At 71.0% G+C, this 17,891-nt stretch carries 13 protein-coding genes; 4 read left to right on the top strand and 9 right to left on the bottom strand.

Annotation, left to right across the window (positions count from 1 at the left end; translation table 11 throughout):
* Positions 1 to 149 precede the first annotated feature (149 nt).
* Entirely contained in the window at positions 150 to 629 is a 480-nt protein-coding gene (locus ACE101_RS24490; protein ID WP_379135256.1) for a cupredoxin domain-containing protein, read from the top strand.
* A gap of 8 nt (positions 630 to 637) precedes the next feature.
* Here the strand turns inward: ACE101_RS24490 and ACE101_RS24485 are convergent, their stop codons facing one another.
* The 5 genes from ACE101_RS24485 to ACE101_RS24465 all read right to left on the bottom strand — a co-directional run bounded on the left by ACE101_RS24485 (position 638) and on the right by ACE101_RS24465 (position 3,865).
* Positions 638 to 973, bottom strand: a complete 336-nt coding sequence (locus ACE101_RS24485; protein WP_379135253.1) for an MgtC/SapB family protein — start codon at positions 971 to 973, stop codon at positions 638 to 640.
* Positions 970 to 1,107: a hypothetical protein gene (locus ACE101_RS24480; RefSeq protein ID WP_379135250.1), complete on the bottom strand. Its 138-nt coding sequence runs from the start codon at positions 1,105 to 1,107 to the stop codon at positions 970 to 972. The genes ACE101_RS24485 and ACE101_RS24480 overlap by 4 nt, the downstream gene beginning before the upstream one ends.
* A 49-nt stretch (positions 1,108 to 1,156) precedes the next feature.
* Positions 1,157 to 2,425, bottom strand: a complete 1,269-nt coding sequence (locus ACE101_RS24475; protein WP_379135248.1) for a class I SAM-dependent methyltransferase — start codon at positions 2,423 to 2,425, stop codon at positions 1,157 to 1,159.
* Between the two features lie 163 nt (positions 2,426 to 2,588).
* Complete coding sequence (locus ACE101_RS24470; RefSeq protein WP_379135245.1) at positions 2,589 to 2,849, bottom strand: hypothetical protein; 261 nt, start codon at positions 2,847 to 2,849, stop codon at positions 2,589 to 2,591.
* A gap of 116 nt (positions 2,850 to 2,965) precedes the next feature.
* Positions 2,966 to 3,865: an inositol monophosphatase family protein gene (locus ACE101_RS24465; RefSeq protein ID WP_379135242.1), complete on the bottom strand. Its 900-nt coding sequence runs from the start codon at positions 3,863 to 3,865 to the stop codon at positions 2,966 to 2,968.
* A gap of 239 nt (positions 3,866 to 4,104) precedes the next feature.
* On the opposite strand from ACE101_RS24465, the gene ACE101_RS24460 reads away from it, so the two are divergent.
* Positions 4,105 to 5,151 carry an AI-2E family transporter gene (locus ACE101_RS24460; protein ID WP_379135240.1) on the top strand — a complete coding sequence of 349 codons (1,047 nt, stop codon included), beginning with the start codon at positions 4,105 to 4,107 and terminating at the stop codon, positions 5,149 to 5,151.
* A 25-nt stretch (positions 5,152 to 5,176) separates the two neighbouring features.
* Here ACE101_RS24460 and ACE101_RS24455 read toward each other — a convergent pair whose 3' ends face one another.
* Positions 5,177 to 6,523 carry a tetratricopeptide repeat protein gene (locus tag ACE101_RS24455; RefSeq protein WP_379135238.1) on the bottom strand — a complete coding sequence of 449 codons (1,347 nt, stop codon included), beginning with the start codon at positions 6,521 to 6,523 and terminating at the stop codon, positions 5,177 to 5,179.
* A 473-nt stretch (positions 6,524 to 6,996) separates the two neighbouring features.
* Positions 6,997 to 12,531, bottom strand: coding sequence for a glycosyltransferase (locus ACE101_RS24450; RefSeq protein ID WP_379135235.1), 5,535 nt, complete (start codon positions 12,529 to 12,531; stop codon positions 6,997 to 6,999).
* Positions 12,532 to 12,968: 437 nt separating this feature from the next.
* Here ACE101_RS24450 and ACE101_RS24445 point away from each other — a divergent pair, with 437 nt between their 5' ends.
* On the top strand, positions 12,969 to 13,937 hold the full coding sequence (locus ACE101_RS24445; RefSeq protein WP_379135232.1) for an FkbM family methyltransferase: 969 nt from the start codon (positions 12,969 to 12,971) through the stop codon (positions 13,935 to 13,937).
* 1 nt (position 13,938) lies between these two features.
* Here ACE101_RS24445 and ACE101_RS24440 read toward each other — a convergent pair whose 3' ends face one another.
* On the bottom strand, positions 13,939 to 15,204 hold the full coding sequence (locus tag ACE101_RS24440) for a hypothetical protein (RefSeq protein ID WP_379135229.1): 1,266 nt from the start codon (positions 15,202 to 15,204) through the stop codon (positions 13,939 to 13,941).
* Positions 15,201 to 15,887: a class I SAM-dependent methyltransferase gene (locus tag ACE101_RS24435; RefSeq protein ID WP_379135226.1), complete on the bottom strand. Its 687-nt coding sequence runs from the start codon at positions 15,885 to 15,887 to the stop codon at positions 15,201 to 15,203. Before ACE101_RS24435 ends, ACE101_RS24440 begins: the two co-directional genes overlap by 4 nt.
* 485 nt (positions 15,888 to 16,372) lie before the next feature.
* On the opposite strand from ACE101_RS24435, the gene ACE101_RS24430 reads away from it, so the two are divergent.
* Positions 16,373 to 17,824, top strand: coding sequence for a Hint domain-containing protein (locus tag ACE101_RS24430; RefSeq protein ID WP_379135224.1), 1,452 nt, complete (start codon positions 16,373 to 16,375; stop codon positions 17,822 to 17,824).
* Positions 17,825 to 17,891 lie beyond the last annotated feature (67 nt).

Here is a 17,891-nt window from a genome sequence, read left to right as displayed (position 1 = left end):
GCAGGCATCGTCGTGGTCGGGAGGAGCGCACCGGGCCAGGGCCGCCGCCCGCGCGCCCTGCCGCACCCGGCCACACCGCGCACCCGGCAACATCGGCCCGGCTCCCACGTTCTGGCCTGCGAGATCCTCTCCAGCCGAACGGAGCCGTCATGCGATCGAATGCCCTCCTGACCTCGCCGCGCCGTCTCGCCGCCGCGGTCGCGCTGCTCGCCGCGGGCGCGGCCTGGCCGGTTCTCGCCGCCAACGACCTGCCGCCCCCGAAGGCCGGCGGCGACGCGATGCCGCCCGTGCAGGTGACCATCACGGCCCAGAACGGTGCGGCCACATGCGAGCCGGCGGAGCTTCGCCTGCCGGCCAACAGCGACGTCGCGCTCCAGGTCTCGAACCAGTCGGATGAGCGCGTGACCATCACCGCGCCGCAGATCTTCCAGAACAAGAACGTGCTGCATCACGACGGCGACGTCGTCCACGTCGCCAGCAACGATGCCTACCTGGTCAAGGCCAGGGGAACGGGCGAGATCCGGATCCGCACCATCGCGCCGGGCCAGTACACCTACGGCTGCACCGGCGTGACCGCGCAGAGCAAGCCGTTCGAGGGCAAGCTTACGCTGGTCGATCCGGCCCGCTGAGGCGGGCGTCAGGGGCTGCCTCCGTCCGATCGCGAGAGGCCGAACCGGCCGAGCAGCCCCAGCAGCACCAGCACGGTCAGGCTCATCCCCATGGCGACGGCGAGCAGCCGGTACTGGGCGGCCCCGGCCACGATCCCCGCCGGGGCCGAGAACCAGATGCTCGCCGCCGTGGTCAGGTTCTTCACGCTGCGCCGCGCCACGAAGATCATGCCCGCCGCGATGAAGCCGATCGCCGGCGCCAGCCCCTGGATCACCCGCAGCGGATCCGCGTCGCCGCCCTGCTCGCGCACCGTCGCGGAGAGGCTGACCGCCGAGGTCGTGATCAGGGCCGAGCCGAGGCTCACCGGGGCGTGCGCAGGCCCGCATCCTTGCCGCGCAGCTCCCGCTCCAGGCCGAGCAGCAGCCCGCACAGCGTCGCCGCTCCGAGCCGGAGCAGGATGTCGGCGAGCGGGAGGACGGTCGAGTCCGGCGGTGTCATGCGGGTCTCTGGCCGCGCACGGGAGGGCGGGGACCCGGCCCGTGCGGAGTCATGCCACCGCCGGAACCGGTGCGGCCAGCACCGCCTCCCGCTCGCGCAGGCGCGCCTCGGCCGCGGCGATGTAGTCCCGGGTGAGCGGCACGACGTCGTTGCGCCGGGCGATCTGGAGCTGGAACACCACCACGTCCTCGTACCGGAAGGCAGCCTCGCAGCTCGCGAGATACCAGTCCCACATCCGGCAGAAGCGCTCGCCGGCGAGCGTTCGCGCCTCCTCCCGCCGGGTCTGGAACCGCGCCCGCCACGCGGCGAGGGTGTGGGCGTAGTGCAGCCGCAGCACCTCGATATCCGTCACCATCAGGCCCGCGCGCTCGATCGCCGGCATCATCTGGGACAGGGTCGGCAACTGGCCTCCGGGGAAGATGTGCCGGGTGATCCAGGCATTGGTCGGATAGGGCGGACCGGTGCGGCCGATCGTGTGCAGCAGCATCACCCCGTCCTCGGCGAGGCGCGCGCGGGCGATGCGGAAGAAGCGCTCGTAATCCGCCGGCCCGACATGCTCGAACATGCCGACCGAGACGATCCGGTCGAAGCGCCCCCGCGTGCTGCGGAAATCCTCCAGCGCGAAGCGCGCCCGGCCGGCGAGGCCCTGCGCCTCGGCCGCCGCTTCGGCCCGGGCGCGCTGCCGGCCCGAGAGGGTGATGCCCTGCACCGCGTCGCAGCCCGCCACGCCCGCGAGGTAGAGGGCGAGCCCGCCCCAGCCGCAGCCGATGTCGAGCACGCGCTGGCCGGGCCCGGCGAGCAGCTTGGCGGCGATGTGGCGCATCTTGGCGCGCTGGGCGGCGTCGAGATCGTCGGCCTCGGTCTCGTAATAGGCGCAGGAATACTGCCAGGCCGGATCGAGGAAGAGACCGTAGAGGGTCTCGTCGTGGTCGTAGTGATGCGCGACGTTGCGGCGGGCCCGCCCGGGCGTGTTGCGCAGGCCGATCCTCCGGGCGAGGCGGCGCAGGGCGGCCATGGCGGCCATCGAGGGAAGCGCCGCCTCCCCGTGCGAGCGGGCGAGCAGGATCCGCAGCAGATCCGGCAGCGTGCCGTGCTCCAGAACGATCCGGCCGTCGGTGTAGAGTTCGCCGAACTTCAGTTCGGGATCGAGGAGGAGGCTGCGGAGCGCCGCATCGTCCCGCAGCCGGATCGCCGCCGCCGGCCCGTCCCGGTCGCCGGCGGTGACGATCCGGCCGCTCGGCAGCGCCACCGTGAGCGTGCCCGCGAGCGGGATCGCCCGCAGGGCCCGATCGAACACCCGCTCGACGAGAGCCGCCATGGCACCGCTCCCCGGAGGTCACGGCGTTCGGCCCGACGCGCCGAACGCGGTCAGGTGCTCCCTCGGGGGAAGAACGCCCATCGGGCGAAGGGGTTCGCGCGCCCGTCATGCGGACGCGGCAGACCTCGCATGAGCGGATGGCGGGCAGGAGGCCCCGCGGCCGTCACAGCCGGGCCGGGCCGTCCGCGAAGAGACCGTGCACCATCCCCAGGCTCTCCCGGTCACCCAGCAGCCGCCGGGCCGACATGATCACCTGAAGCTCCTGGCGGCTGTTCATCTGCAGGCGGGACATATCCTCCAGGCGTCGCAGCTTCTCCACCATGCGGCGCTTCGCGGCGGTCACCGCGGTGCTGTCGTCGGCCACCAGATCCTTGATTTCCGCGACGGTATCCTGGTCGAGAAGATCGGGTCGTCTCACCTTCATGATAACACCCTGACATCATGACGGAGTGTCGATCGTACCCGCGGGCCGGCCCGGCCGCGGCAACGCAGGTTAACCACCGCCGGACGGATTCCGGATCTTCCTCCGCCGGTCAGGCCTCAGGGCGCGGGACGCGCCGGCCGGATGGCGCGGGCGAGCCGCTCCGCCTGGTCGCGGTCGCGGCAGATGAGCCACAGCACGTCGTGGGCGGACAGGCTCTCGTCGTAGAGATCGACCAGGTTGGCCGGCGGCGGCGCCAGATCGGGCCAGCGATAGAGCCGGAAGCCCAGCGCTCCCAGCACCGCCAGCGAGGCGGCGGCGTCCCAGAGCATGTGGTTGAGGCAGGTGGCGTCGAGCCGGCCGAGGGCGAGGAGCGCCGCGTCGGACACCGCGCTGCTCTCGCTCCAGGGAAAGAAGCCCTGGTCGTAGTCGAGCGTGTAGCGCTGCGCGGCCACCGGCAGCCAGCCCACATGGTGCGTGCGCCGCTCCGGCCGCCGGATCTCCCGCAGGGGCGCGCTGCGGCGCCCCCCGCGCGTCGGCGCCCAGTAGGCCACCCCGTCGACCGCCGCGAGCAGGAGGCCGCGCTGCTCCGCGGCGGGGAGCGGGTGGAACGGATCCGCGTTGTCGTCCGCGAAGGCGGGCAGGCTCAGCAGCCCGGCGCGCGGCCAGCCCCCGCGGCAGGCGGCCGCCATCGTCCCCCAGCTCGACAGGCCGCCCGCATAGGGCTTGGTTCCGTCGATGGGATCGGCCACGAAGCTCCATGCCTCCTCCGCGAGGAGGTCCCGGGCGGCGGCGTGGCTCAGGGCCCCGGCGGTTTCCTCCTCGATGAGGCGCGGCGCGAAATGCGCGTGGAGCAGACGGCTGACGGCGAGGTCGGCCTCGGTGAGCGCCTGGCCGAGCCCGGCATCCTTGTAGGTGACGGACAGGCCCGCCTCGCGGTGGGCCAGGGCGAGGGCGCCGGCCTCCTCGGCGAAGGCGAGCAGGCGGTCGAGGATCGGGGAAGCGGGGGCGTTCGGCATCGCCGCGACCATACGGCACCGCTTCGCCCGGCGACAGGCCCGGCCCGCCGCACCCCGCGGCCCGGAGGTGCTCGCAACCGTCCCGGAGGGCGGCGTTGCGGATCGGCGCGCGGACCGGGGAGCCCCGCCCCGACGCTGCGGCTTCGCCCGCCGAACCGGCGACCGCTTCGGTGCATGATGCGCGGGCGGCCGGGTTGTAGAATGATCGCCGCTCCAACCGCAGGCGCAACGCTCCCGCCATGCTCGATCCGGCTCCCCCGCTCCCCGCCACCGCCGCACCGGCCGTCTCGCATCGGCTCGAGACCGCGGCGCAGATCCTGGCCGGCCTCGCCCTGCTCGCCACGCTGCAGGTCCACCTGCTCGGGGCGCTGCTCGCGGGATTGCTCGTCCACGAACTCGTCCACCTGCTGGCGCCGCGCTGGGCCGGCCGGCTCGTCCACCACCACACCGCCAAGGTGATCGTGGTCACCGTCCTGGCGGCGCTGGTCGTCGCCGGGGTAACGGCCGCGATCCTCGGCCTCATCGCCCTTCTGTCGGGCGGATCGGACAACCTCGCGGTCCTCCTGCGCAAGATGGCCGAGGTGATCGAGACCGCCCGCTCCCGCCTGCCCGCCTGGGCGGTCGGCTTCCTGCCGGAGGAATCGACCGAGCTGAGGGCGGCCGCCGTCGCGTGGCTGCGCGACCATGCCGGGCAGCTGCGCGCCCTTGGCCAGGACGTCTGGCGGGCCCTCCTCCACATCGTGTTCGGGCTCGTGATCGGCGGCATGGTCGCGGTGAGCCGCGAGAGCGGGATGGACGAGCGCGGCCCCCTGGTCCACGCGCTGATGGAGCGGGCGCGCCTGCTCGCGGACGCGTTCCGCCGCGTGGTCTTCGCCCAGGTGCGGATCTCGGCCCTGAATACCGGGCTCACCGCGCTCTACCTCCTGGTGGCGGTGCCCTGGCTCGGCATCCCCCTCCCCTTCACCAAGACCATGGTGGTGGTCACCTTCGTGGTCGGGCTGCTGCCGGTGATCGGCAACCTGATCTCCAACACCGTGATCGTGCTGGTCTCCCTGAGCGTCTCCCCGGCGCTGGCGGTGAGTTCGCTCGCGTTCCTCGTCGCCATCCACAAGCTCGAATATTTCGTGAACGCCCGGGTCATGGGCGGCCAGATCCAGGCGCGGGCCTGGGAACTCCTCACCGCCATGCTGGTGATGGAGACCGTCTTCGGCATCCCCGGCCTGGTGGCGGCGCCGATCTTCTACGCCTACCTCAAGAACGAACTCGCGCTGCGGCGCCTGATCTGAGCGGCGCCGCACGCGCCGGCCGGCCTCAAGCCCCGGACGGGTCCGCGCCGCCGATCCCGAAGACCGACCCGTATCCCGGGCGGCTCGCCAGCTTCATCCAGCCGTCCACGATCGAGCCGAGGTCGAGGGCGATGCCGCCATGCTGCTTGATCACGCAGGCATAATACTTCCCGAAGGTGCCGGCCGCGATGAGGAAGACACGGCCGTGATGCGGGCGGGCCAGCGCATGCATGAGGTCCCAGAACACCTGGGGGAAATGCGGCTTGTCCGTCCGGTGGGCGACGTGCGCCAGGTGCGGAGCGTGGCTCTCGCTCGGGATCCGGATCAGGTCGACGTCGGCGATGCCGAACATCTCCCGGATCTTGGCGTCGAGCCCGTCGAGACAGGAGATGACGGTGGCGCTCGGCACCTCCCGCATCACCTCGGCCAGCAGGCCGGTCCTGTAGAGTTGCAGATGGATGTCCTGGTTGCAGAGCGTGCTGTATCTCACGTTCTCCAGGACGTAGCGGTTGATGTTCAGCAGGCAGGGAATGGTGCGCTCGGCGGCGATCGAATACTCGTAGTCGATCCAGTCCCAGTAGGCGACGCCGAGGATGTCGGCCTGCTCGACGGTGGGCATCAGGTGCGCGGTCAGGGCCTCGTACCCGGTCCAGCTCGGATCGAAGCTCTCCCCGAGGAGGAATGTCACCCAGAAGCGCCGGCAATGGTCGTAGAGGTCGGCGAAGCGCTGCTCGTCCGCCGGATTGACCCGCGCGAAGGTGCCCTCGCCGTCGCCGAGACGGACCAGGGCGAAGCCGCGCCGGCTGCGGATGGCGGATGTGATCGCCGCGGCCACTTCCTCGACGCTCATCCAGTAGTGCCGCCGCCGGATCTCGTCGGTGATGTAGCGCGCCCGCTCGCGGGGGAACTCCTTGAGGTAGGCGCCGAAGCCGCGCATGGCGGCGATCTGGGCGCGCTCCCCGGGATGGGCGGCCACGATCCCGTCGAGGGCCGCATCGCCCTCGTCCCAGCAGCCGTTCGCGTAGAACATGTGGGCCTGGAACACCCCGTAGCCGAGGTTGCCGGGCGCCTTGCGGGCGGCCTGGACCGCGCAGTTCAGCGCGTCGCTCAGGCGCCGCTGGAAGCGGTGGACGACGGCGAGTTCGTAGAAGCCGGCGGCGTAGTCCGGGGACTTGGCCAGGAGCCGCTTCAGCATCCGCTCGGCGACCTCGAGTCCGCCGGTTTCCCAGCCGGATTCCTTGCACTCGATCGCCGCGACGAGGATCTGGAAATCGTCGTGGGCCCCGTAATCGATCGTATCCGCGAAGGACAGCGGATCGCCGGTGCGCGACTTCACCAGGGAGACCACCTCTTCCAAGGCCGATCGGGGCATCGCGACTCTCCTGTCCGCTTCGTTGGGAGGACCCGGTCCGCTGGACGCGGTTCCCCTCCGGCCGGGCCCGACCCGCTCGCGCGGGGCCGAGCACAATCCCGCATGGCGGGCCAGGCGGGGCGCCTCACGGCCCAGGGCAAGCGCTCTCAAGCGATTGCCCTGGTTCTCTGCCTAGAGCAGCGCCCGATCAGGTTGCAATCGGGCGCTGCTCGGGATCCTTGTTTTTGCCCATTGTCCGCGACGAACGGGCATCCGCTTCGTCGGACACTGCTCTAGCCTCATACGCCGGCGCTCGCCTCCGCGACGCAAGCGTCGCCGCGATGCTTGCGTCGCCACGACCTTGGCTTTCGCTCCGCTCTGCGTTCGAGAGGACATGCGTCCCCTCGAACCCGCTCCGCGGGGCGCTGTTCGCGCCCGCTCGACGGCGCCGCCCTGCGGGCAGCCGGGACGATCGCTCGAGCGATGGTCCTGGCTCACGGCTCTCCCGCCAGCATCCTCCTGTAGAGCGCGACGAGATCCCGCGACTGGTCGTCCGCCGTCCGCAGGTCGGGCCGGCGCGCGGGGCTGCGCGTGTAGGTCTCCGGGTCGGAGTCGATCAGGTGCAGCACGCGTGCGAGGTCGTCCGGGCGCGTCACGTCGACGAGGAAGCCGTTCTCGCCCTCGACCACCGCCTCGCCCATGGCGCCGAGGCGGCTCGCCACCACCCAGCACCCGGCGCTCAGCGCCTCGCGCGAGACGAGCCCGAAGCTCTCGGGCCAGATCGACGGGGCGAGGACCACGTCGCTGCGCGCATAGGTCTCCTCGATCCGGCCGGAGGGGATCTTGCCCACGATGGTGACGGGCGTCGTGCCCCAGATCGTGTGGGAGACGTCGCCGTCGTCGCGGAACAGGTCGACGAGGGTCAGGCTCAGGTTGCGGAACGCGTTCTGCCGCAGGGCGGCCTCGATCAGGTAGGCGCCCTTGTGGTGCTGCGTGCCGCCGAGATGCGCCAGCCGGACGCGTGGCCCGGCCGGCGCGCGCGGTGCGGGCTCGAGCCGCGACACGCCGTTCGCCACGACCGCGACGTCGAAGCCGCAGGCCCGGTAGATCTCCGCGAAGGGCGCGGAGACGGCGAGCCGCGCCGCCGCCGCACCGAGCGCATCGCGCAGCTGCGCCCCGCGCGACGCGCTTTCGGTGAGGCCGATGCGGGCCGAGTGCGGCTGCGCCAGGAGATCGGGGGCGGGTGTCGCGAGCCGGCCGTCCTCGTCGATGAGGAAGCTGAAATCGGACAGCCACCACGCGTCGTGGAGCGTCACGACGTAGGGAATGCCGAGGGTCCGGCAGGCCTCGGCGACCGCGACCGAGAGCCTCTGCAGGCAATGGATGTGGACGAGGTCGGGCCGGACGGTCTCCAGTGCGGTGAGCGCGTGGCGGTAGACCTGCGCGTTGTAGGGCCGCCAGTCCATGTCTATCTCTTGCGGCGTGGCGATGCGCAGCACCGGGATGCCCCGGTAATCGTCGACCCGCGCCGCGCCGGCCCGGTCGTTCTCGTCGTCGGAGGTCAGGACCGCGAGGTCGAACGCCTCGTGATGATGGTCGAGGATGTAGTCGATGTTGTCCTTGAGGACCCGCGTCGCGCCGCCCACGGTCTGAGGCGGAAAGAACACGTTGGCGTAGAGGATGCGGGGCCGCGCCGGGCCCGGCTGCGGCGCGCGGGCGGGCGCGGGCGGGGCGAGGAAGCGGGACGCGAAGCCGGTCCGCGCCGCCCGGCTGGCCGCCTCGCGCCAAGCCGGATCGTCGGCGAAGCGCAGCAGCGCCGGCACGGCATCCTGCCAGGGGATCGTCGGGCCCCCGTCGCCCGCCGCGGCCTCGCCGACCGCCAGCACCGGCAGGCCCCAGGCGGCCGCGTCGAGCCGCCCGGCGAGCGGCTCGCCCCTCCCCTCCGGCGCCTCGGGGCCGAAATCGATGAAGCCGTCCGCTTCCTGCAGGAGCCAGACGGATGTGGCGTCGGTCGCTCGCAGCTGCGCCGTCCTCAGCCGCGCCCCGAAGCGCGCGAGATCCTGCGGCGGCACCGCGCTGCGGTCGAGCAGGACCGACACCGTCGCGCGCTGCGACAGGAGGGCCTCCACCGCCGCCCAGGCGCGCGCGAGGGCCTCGTCGTGTCCGTGCGGCGGGAGCCGGACCGCCAGGGTGAGGGCCTCCGCCGGGAGCCGCGGGCGCCGGAACGACCGGGCGAGCCGGCCGACCAGCCGTGCCGTGCCGCCCGCGGTCGCGCGCTCCAGCACCGCCGCCGCCGCGGGCAGCGTCGCCATGCCCTGGTCGCACAAGGCCATGAAGGCGCGGGCGAGCCGGCTCCCCAGCAGCTCCGCGAGGCGCGCGGCCTCCGCGTCGCGGAAGGCCGGCACGTCCGCCCCGTCGAGGGGGCCCGCCCAGTAGACGGTCGGGATGCCGAGCGCCCGCGCGGCCTGCACGGCGCGGAGCGTCGCCGGACGCGGGCGCGTCTCGTGGAAGACCGCGAGCCCCGCGCCCGGAAGGGCGCCGGTGAAGCCCGCGGCCTCGTCGAGCGGGAACAGCCGGGCGGTCCTGCCCATCTCCGCCCCGAAAGCCGCCTCGGCGCGCGCGACGGCCTCGGGCGGAAGCTCCCTCCGCTCCCGCCCGCTCAGGATCAGCGCGGGGCCGTCCGCCGCAGCGAGACGGAAGGTCGACGGCAGCTCAGCCCCGATCAGGCGCGTCAGTTCCGCCACCACGGCGAGGAGCGCGTCGTCCCCGCGATGCGTGCGGACGGTGTGCTCGAACCAAGCCTCGTAGACGTGGTCGCGGACGCGCCGCCACGGCTCCTTGCCGGCCCAGGGCGCGGCGCCGGCCCGGACGAGGTCGAGGGCTTGCGGGAAATAGGTGAGGTCGGCGGCGATGCGGGCGCCGTTGACGAAGGACCAGCGGTCGGGGGTGGGAGCCGCGACTCCCCGCTCGTAGCAGGCGAGCGCATCGTGGAGACGATGCTGGCCGGCCGCGACGTCGCCGAGCTGGTGCCAGATCCGGCCGGGCGCGCCGCCGCTCTCCAGGGCGTTCTCGAAGGCCCGCCGCGCCTCGTCGAGCCGCCCGCCGACGAGCGCCCGGCGCCCGGCGATCTCCCACAGCCGCGCGGCGCCGGGCCCCTCGGCGAGGTCGGTATAGGCGGTGTAGGCGCCGTCGAGGAAGCGGGCGAGCAGCTCGACCCGGTCGACGGTCTCGCCCGCCTCGCCCGGCGCGAGATGGCGCTCGGCGAAGCGGTCGGGCCGGAAGGCGGCCGGGAACACGCGCTCGCCGACGAGCTGGAACAGCCGGTCGTCCTCGCAGGCCACCTCCCCCTGCCCGGCCCCGTGCTGCAGCCAGTGCCGGTAAGCCTGCTCCGGCGTGGCCTCGGCGAGGTCCGGATGCCGCTTCGCGTAGTAGGCCGGATCGAACCGGGCCCCGAGCGACAGGGGGGCGAGCCGCGCCACCCCGCGGTCGAGGAAGGTCGCGATCGCGTGCATGCGCGACCGCAGGCGGCCCGCCCAGGCGTGGTTGAGCGCCTGGAACTCGCCGACATGCAGGAGGTCGAGCCACGGGCCCGGCTTGAGGCCGGCGCGGCGGAAGATCAGCTGCCGGGCGGGGATCCCGCGCTCCCAGGCCGCCCGCTCCTCCGCCGACAGCGGAACGTCGCCGGCCCGGACGAGATCCTCGAACTCCCGATCGATCAGCCCGTAGCCGGGATGGTAGGTCCGCCCCTCGCGGCGGCCGAAGACCAGGTAATGGACCTTCAGCTGCCACTCATGCGCGAAGGCCAGGTCGCTGTAGAGCGTTTCGTAGGTCTGGGCGTCGAAATCCGCCGGCAGCGCCCCGTGCTCCCGCTCGAGATGGGCGATCAGCGCTTCGGGATTGGCAAACCGGCCTTCCTCGCGACCGTACTCGGTGTAGTGCCGCTCCAGGGCCGCGTCGTCGAAGGAGCCGAGGTCCGGGTGGTGCGTCCGGTAGAACGCATGGTCGATCGCGGGCCGGCCGATCTCGCGGCGGCCGGGCCGGAACCGGTTGCTGATCGAGCGCCGGATCGTGCGGGTCCTGAGAAGGCCTTCGAGCGAGCGCAGGGCGAAGGTGCGTCGGGGCCGCGCGGCCGCCGTCACCACGGCGGGCGTCCCGCTCACCGCGGCGGGGGCCTCGCCCGGGCCGGCTTCGGCCGGCGCCTGCGTCCGCTGCTGCGCGCTCGCCAGGATCGATCCCGGGATCCAGTAATCCTTGCGCTTGGCGAGCTGGTAGATCTCCGCGGCGGAGAGGTCGGGCCTGACCAGGATCACCGAGCGCTTGCGCCCGCTGACCGCGTCCTCCTCGTAGATCTCCGCCTGCATCTGGCTCACCGTGTCCAGGTCCGGAGCGGTGAAGCGCGCCACGAGGGGATCGACGAACTGGCCCCAGAACTCCTGGCTCGCCATCCAGAGCAGGACGATGTCCTCCGGCTTGGGCGCGCTCGCAGCGAGGACGGCCGTGCCGGGATGGAATCCACCTGCGGGCGGCGCGGCGTCGTAATCCGGCTCGACCCGCCCGCCCCGCCGCACGTAGCCGCGCAGCGGGCCGTAGCTCGGGTGCTTGAAGAACATCTCGAGCCACGCGAAGCTGTCGGCGAGGGCGTCCGGCAGCCGGTCGGCAGGCAGGATCACCTTGCTGCCGAAATGGATGTAGGGCTGCGCCAGGACGGCGTTCCGCCCGTAATTCCCGTTGGTCGAGATCAGGTTGAGTTCGACCTTCGGCGGGCTCGGCGCCTCCGGGCGGAGGCTCTCCTGAAGGAAGAAGCTGTTCAGGTCGCGCGCGACGGTGCCCGAGTAGCCGATGTCGCACAGCGTGATGTGGCGGCCCGAGAAGAGGCCGGCCTCCGTGAGGTATCCCTCCGCGAGCCGGCGCTTCTCCAGCACCGCCGCGCGGATCCGCTCGGCGAGGCCGGCGGCCCGGTAGGCGTGGACCACCACGACGGTGTCGCTCGCCGAATCGTAGACCTTGTCCTCCAGGCCCGGCGGCACCTCCTCGATGCCGAGCAGCGTGGAGAGCTGCCCCGGCGTCGCGCTGCCGTGGCAGAGCCAGAACGCGAAGCCCACCGCCTGGGTCAGCCAGTCGCCCTGGAAGTTCAGGGCGAGCCAGCAGGACATCGCGCGGCTCAGGAACAGGTCGGATTTCGGGAACCGGTCGAGGTGGCGACCGACCAGCGGCCAGTCCCAGCGTCGGAGCACCTCGTGGAGCAGCAGCCCGTCCCGGCTCATGAAATAGATCCGGTCCGTGCCGTTGTTCAGGGCCCTGAACAGCACCTGCAGCAGGAAGATCTTGATGAGGTCGGAGATCTCGTCGTGGATGTCCGGCCTACGGCCGTAGACCGGACGCTCGATGTGCAGCAGCTCGTGCTGCTCGACCTGCGTGACGGACAGCCCGATCTCGCGCGCCATGGCGATGTCGGAATGGGGATTGTCGCCGACGTGATGCAGGTCGGCGGGCGAGAGGCCGAGATCCGCCAGCACGTGGCGGAACAGACGGCCCGTCTGCTTGGTCAGCCCGACATCGACCGAGACGTAGACCTTCTCGAAGAGCGGCAGGATGCCGAGCCGATCGAGGATCGTCTCGATCTGCACTTGGCTGAAATACATGTCCGAGACGGCGACCACGCGCTTGCCGGCCGCCCGCAGTCGCGTCAGCAGATCGTGAGCGCCCGGGACGAGGTCCAGGTTCTGAAGCTCGAGGTCGAACTCGAACGCGATGACGTCGTCGATGATCGTCGCATCGCCCGCCGAGCGGCCCCGGAGCGAGGCGAGGACGTGCGCCCACACGGCGCCCAGGCTCGGCTCCTCCATCGCCGCGTGGGGCGACATCTTCAGGAAGTTGCCGATGTTGTAGCGCGTGAGCGTCAGGTGTCCGGGGGATTGCGTCCCGTACTGCCCCAGACGAGCCAGGAGGTAGGCGCTGACCGTGTCGTGGACCTCGTTCACCGCGAGGTATTTGCGCTTGATCACCGTGTCGAACAGATCGAGCGACACGACGGGCGTGCCGATCTCCTCGCCCTTCAAAGCGGCCAAAGAAGGAACGCATTTGCGCGCGTCAACGGGCATAGACACCTCTGTCGCTCTCGAAGCGCAGCACCACCATTCGGACCGTCGCGATCGGCTTTCCTGACCGCCCGCGCCGATTTGGGCGCATGAGGGCGGGACTCGCGGATTTAAGTCGAACAGCAGCGCTTTCCAGTTCTCTTGATCGTGTAGAGTACTGGTTTCGCCACGAAAATACCTCAATCCATCAATGAATAATTTGTTATCAACCTATGTTTAGGCGTCCCTCCCCTGAGCTGATAGCAGGACTGTCAATTCCGAACAAGCGCTGCCAAGGTGTCGGGCTCAAGGTGTTGCGCCGGGAGGACTGACCTCCGCGCTTTGCGGGCGCAATCGGGGGCGGCGGCGCGAGTGAGAAGGATTAGGGCATGAGTGACCTCGTTGGAACGCGGGCGGGCGAGATCATGGCCATGAGCGAGCGGGCGCTGGCGGCGAGGCCGTGGCGGCAGCCCGGCTACCGCTACCGTCCGATGTCCATCCACGATCGGGCCTGCGCTCAGTTCTGGTCCCAGTATCCCTACGCCGGATGGGTGCACGTCCAAGTCGACGATGTCGTGGTCGCCATGTTCATGGCGAACGACGATGGTGTCGCGCTGATCTACAACGCATTCGGACCCGACAGTTACGAGGCGGCGAGCGTCGCGGCTTGGGTGGCGCTCGCGCGCGAGTGCCGGCAGATCGCCGATATCGGGGCGTTCACCGGTCTCTATACGCTCCTCGCCCACAAGGCGTCCGGCGAGGCGCGGGTGGTCACGGTCGAGCCGAACTCGGCCAGCCGGGCGCGCCTCTACAACAACATGGTGTGGAACGGCTGCGACCGCAGCCGCGTGGTGCCCTACGCGGTCTCGGCCGAGATCGGGACGCTGCCCCTCTTCGTGCCGATGGGCGCGGACCTGCTCGACACCGGCGCCTCGCTCAACCGCAGTGGCGCGGTGAGCCGGACCGAGATCGTCGCCTGCGCCCCGGTCGACGCGATCATGGCGCAGGCCGGCGTCACCGAGCCGGATCTGATGAAGATCGACGTCGAGGGCCTGGAGGAGGAGGCCCTGCGCGGGATGTCGCTCTGCCTGCGCGCGCGGCCGACCTTGTTTCTGGAGGTCGCCTCCGCCGAGCTGCTTCAGCGCTGCCACGCGCTCCTCGCCCCGCACGGCTATCGGATGTGGGGCATCGACGACGAGGGCCTGACGATGACCCCGCCCGTGGAGGCCGAGGGCATTCCCGGATGGTTCGCGCAGCACGGCGCGAACCGAGGTGCCCTGAACTATCTCTGCTGCGCCCGCGAGGATCATCTCGTCCTGGCGCGGCGGGGCATCGACCGGGTCCATGCCCTGCTGTGAGTCACGGCGCGACGCCCTGCGCGATCGTGCCCCTGGCCCGGACGTTTCCGGCCTTGTCGACGCTGAACACGGTCTGCCCGCCGACCTGAAAGGCGAGCTTGCCGCTGCGGGCGTCGAATCCGACGCAGGCCTCCTGCCCGGCGAAGCAGACGAGCTGCCCGGGCTGCAGGGTCAGGGCATAGCGTCCGCCGGGACCCGTCGCGCCCTGCGTGTTGAGGACGGCATAACCGTACTGCCCCTTGGCCAGGAGCGCGCTCGCGCTGTGCGAGGTGTCGACGAAGGCCGCGGTGGAGTGGCTGCCCTGCACATGCACCGAGGCGGGGCTGACCGTCTCGTCCACGATCGTGCCGACGGCGTGCGACCCGTTCGCGAAGCGCAGGCCGATGGCCGATTCGGTCTCGTCGAGGATCGACACGTCCTGAACGAGGTGGGCGCCCTTCAGCCAGAGGCCGAAATGGTAATCCTTGCCGGGCCCCGTGTTCGGCGTTCCGGCGGCGATCAGGGCGGTCGAGGTGAAGGAGGACAGCCCGTACAGGAAGATGTTGTAGCAGGAATGACGGCCGAGGTCGCAGGGACCGCTCTCGTTCCCGAAGTCGCTCTCGATCGCGGCGGCGAAGGCGCGCTGGGCGTCCGGCTTGAGGATGAGATCGTTGACGATCCCCCAGCTCCGTCCGCCGTTCGGGCCGACGATTCCGGAGACGCCGAGCACCGCCTTGGCGTTGGTGCCGGCAAAGCCGAGCTGGCGCCAGCGCACGCTGCCGTCGGGGATGCTCTGGCCCGTGCCGCGGGGCATGGACGCGGATGTCGGCCCGGAGGTCCCCGCCGCCACGACCTCGAAGATGGCCGCGTCGCCCTGTCCGTTCGTGTCGATCTGCTGGCCGACGCGATAGGCCGTGTTCGGCGCCCAGGGGTCGGCGCGGCCGGTATCCATGCGGCCGTCGAACACGGCGCCGTATTCGAGCCGGTCGGCCCCGTAGCGGGAGACCCAGCGGTTGAGGAACTGGGCCCGATGCCGGTCGCCCGGCAGGCAGCCGACATCGGAGCAGAAGGAGTAGAGCGCGAACGGCGCCGTGAAGGTCCCCGGAGGCTTCGCGGCCGAGAGATCGACCGCGTCGTTCGCGGCGTTCGGGACCCGGCCTCCGGCAACGGTCAGCTGGTCCAGATGGAGGGGATTGATCGCCTGGGCGCGGCCGGCCGAAGGAGCCAGGCAGGAGGCCGTGCTCAGGACCAGCGCGCCGAGGAGCCGATGCGCCCCCCTTGCGCTCACGACGCGGTGCCGGCGGCGGGCTTGCGCACGTAGCACTTGCCCCAATCGGCGCGGAAGCCCTCGTGCGGCGTCTCGGCGAAGAAATCGTCGACGGCCGCCGCCACTTCCGGCCAGTGCGCCCGGTCGCGGTGATAGTCATCCCCGATCAGCACGCCGCCGGGGCGAAGCAGGGGCCACCACGCATGAAGGTCGTTCGTCACGGACCGGTAGTCGTGCCCGGCATCGATGTGCAGCACGTCGAGCGTGATGCCGCGCTCCTTCAGCACGACCAAGGCGTTGATGCTGTCGAGCGGCAGCGGAACGATGTAGTCCTCCAGCCCCTTGTCGAGCATGTTCGCCAGGAAGCAGTGGTACAGGCTCGGATAGCCTTCGCGGAAGCGGAGTTCCTGGTGGAAGCTGGGGTTGAGCCAGTGATCCGAGGCGCCGAGCCAAGTGTCGATGGCGACCACGACGCCGTCGAGCGCAAGTTCCTTCATCCGCGCGGCCATCATGGAGGCCGAGCCGCCCTTCCAGACCCCGACCTCGACCACGATGCGCGGCCGCACCGCGTCGACCGCCTCGGCGAGATAGCCGTGGTCGCTGTTCCAGCCCTGGTGGTCGACGCCGTAGACGCGACGGGGAAAGGCAGCGATGGGATCGGCCCCGTTCCAGAGCCGATCAAGGACCCACTGACGCGTCGTCACAGCGCACCTCCTCGCGACTTGGCTGGTCTGGTCGAGCGCCAGACTTCAGCAGACATGCCTGGGCAGTTCTGCTTCAGCTTCTTGTTCCTGAATCAGTGCCGCCACTGAACGGGCGACGATGTCGGCGAAGGATGCTTAGCGGATGACGCGCCAGGGTCGCAACCCTCGCGTGTCGGGCCGGCTGACGCACGTCGGGGGCGCAGGCCCCGGCCTTTCCCGTATTCCGGCGAGGAAGCGCCGCGCCGGGGGCGGGCCCCGCCCCCCGCTGCCCTCGCCTCGAACATCGACAGATGTGCAATCGGGTCTTGAAAAACTTCTCGATAAATCCGCGGGTTGCCGGCTCAGATTATCATATGATGATGCGTGTTCGTGCCCGATTTTCTGATCGGTCCCGCATTTAGACGACCGGTGATGTAGATGGGATACATCCTTCCGGCTCGCGGGTGATACGATCGCCGTAACAATGCTGCGAGGGAGGATTTCCGATGGCGTCAGGCCCCCTTCCACCCAACGATGAGCTCGCCAACGCCGTCCCGATCACCGCCGCGGTGACCAGTCAGAACACGGCTGGCGCGACGGTGGCGGCCGGTGAAGACGTGAGCGCGGAAGTGCCTCTCGACGTCGGCAGCACGGTCTGGTTCTCCTATGCGGCGCAGACCGACGGTCCGGTCACCCTGACGACGCTCGGCTCGAGTTACGATACGACCCTTCAGGTCTTCCGGGTCACGGATCCGTCGCAGCCCGTGTCCTACGGGAATCTGACCGAACTCGATGTCAGTGACGACATCGGCCAGGGGCCGCTTCCGCCGGGCGGAACCTCCCAGGTCAACTTCACGGCCACGGCGGGGCAGACCTATTACGTCCAGGCCGGGGGCTCCCTGGCGGGAGGCGCGGCCACGACGGGCGATCTCGTGCTCAACGCGTCGCCGCCCGTGTGCTTCGGCCGCGGAACGCGGATCCGCACGGCGCGGGGCGACCTTGCCATCGAGCAGCTCGCCGTGGGAGATCTCGCGCTCACGGCGGCCGGCGCGCTGCGGCCCGTGCGCTGGATCGGCCGCAGGACGGTCGACTGTGCCGGCTACCCGGCAGCCGATACCGTGCTGCCGGTCCGCATTCGGGCGGGCGCCATGGCCCCGGGCCTCCCCGACGCCGATCTCGTCGTCTCCCCCGATCATTGCTTGTTCTTCGATGATGTTCTCATCCCGGCGAAGCATTTGGTCAACGACGCGACGATCGTGCGCGAAGACGTCGGCTCCGTCGATTACTGGCACGTCGAGCTCGACGATCACGATGTCCTGATCGCCAACGGCATGCCGGCGGAAAGCTACCGGGATTGCGGCCTGCATCGGTTCTTCGTCGGCGGCGAGACCTGGGGCGATCACAGGGACCCGGGCGGGAACGAGGCACCGCTCCATGCGCCTCACGTCGTCGGCGGCCCGCGCCTGCACGCCGTGAAAGCATGGCTGATCGGACGCGCGAAGCACCGGGGCGCGCCTCGCACGGATGATCCCGGTTTGCAGGTGATGGCGGATGGATGCGTCCTGACGCCCACGGCGATCCGCGATCGCCGGTTCGATTTCGACGTGCCGGATGGCGTTCAGGCGCTCCGCCTCGTTTCGCGCTCGTCCGTGCCGGCGCATTGGATCGCCGACAACGAGGATCCCCGCCGGCTCGGGGTCTGCATCGCGGACATCCAGCTGGACGGCGCCTCCCTGCGCCTGGACGATGCGGGCCTGACCGCGGGCTGGCATCCGGTCGAGCCCTGCGGGACGAAGCGCTGGACGGACGGCAACGCCGTGCTGCCCGTGGGCCGGCGGCTGACGGTCCAGGCCGATTGGTTCCTCGGCTACCCGCTTCCCGATCGAAATCGGGGACAAGCCACCGCGCCGTCCGTCCGTGAAGCGCCGCGCTCGTTGCGGCTGGTCGCGAGGGCCTGATCCGCGCGTGCATTCCCGGACTCGCGCTGCACAGCGCGAGTTCAGTCGGGTCCGGGAGTGGGGGGCC

The sequence above is a fragment of the Methylobacterium carpenticola genome (assembly GCF_042748905.1).
Taxonomy (GTDB): Bacteria; Pseudomonadota; Alphaproteobacteria; order Rhizobiales; family Beijerinckiaceae; genus Methylobacterium; species Methylobacterium carpenticola.
The sequence above is the reverse complement of the archived record's forward strand: the minus strand, read 5'-3'. Positions and strand labels throughout refer to the sequence as shown.